General features: G+C 59.3%; 1 protein-coding gene. It reads right to left on the bottom strand.

Annotated features, from left to right (window positions below):
• Nucleotides 1–70: 70 nt before the first annotated feature.
• Nucleotides 71–490, bottom strand: coding sequence for a hypothetical protein (locus tag ACZXDY_RS46165; RefSeq protein ID WP_464350050.1), 420 nt, complete (start codon nucleotides 488–490; stop codon nucleotides 71–73).
• Nucleotides 491–825: the final 335 nt, after the last annotated feature.

The raw sequence follows: 825 nt of genomic DNA, 5'->3' as shown, positions 1-825 counted from the left end.
AGGCTTCCTCCTAAAAGAAAGCCTTGAATCACGTTCCATCTGATTTGAGAATCCCAAGAGTCCACACGACCTAGCGCATGCGCGCGATCGTGCCGGCGACAATCTGCATGGCGACGCCGAACACCCATCCGATCATGACCGCAACCGTCCAGGCGACGTGCGGCTCGATGCGAAGCACGATGAGGACCACCGAGACAAAGGCGACCAGTGCCGCAAGAAAGGTCCCGAACGCGCTCAGGAATTCCGCCGCATCGATATTCCCGCGCGAGGATTCATCGCTCGGCGGCTGGAATGGCAGTGGCGGCGTGTCGATGCCGACATAGAAGCCGACAGCGCCGCAGATCATCATGAGCAGAAGAAATCCCTGCGACGTAAAGGCAGCGATGCCTGACCCGACAAGGGCCGCCACGAACAGGCCGCTCGCGGCTCCCGCCATGGCAAGGCCAAGGCGCTCGAGAACATGGGCGAACTTTCGTACGCGGGACCGCATCGTGCCGATCCCCCATGATGATGATCAGGCTACGCCTCTTTCCGATAGCGTGAAAGATACCGTTCGCATGTGGCGCTGCACATGTCCGGCGGCCCGCGTTCACCGCAAGTTGCGCTGATAGCAGCGATTAATTACCGCGATTATCGATTTTCTGCAGACTCGTCGGGTGGGCAAAGCGCAGCGTGCCCACCATCAAGCACTCCGCTCGTGATGGTGGGCACGCTTTCATCGTCACTTGTGGTGAGCTGCGGTGGGTGTAGTCGCTTTGCCCACCCTACGAGACTGTGAATCTTTTTATATCGGGCGCGTGGCAGCTGTGATTCTCTTCGCGGATT

It is taken from the genome of Bradyrhizobium sp. LeoB3 (genome assembly GCF_055456055.1).
Note: the sequence above shows the minus strand (reverse complement) of the source record. Positions and strands in the feature narration are given on the sequence as shown.

Coding starts and splice junctions, on each gene's coding strand:
- ACZXDY_RS46165 (WP_464350050.1), bottom strand. CDS start 490: ATGCGGTCCCGCGTACGAAAGTTCGCCCATGTTCTCGAGCGCCTTGGC.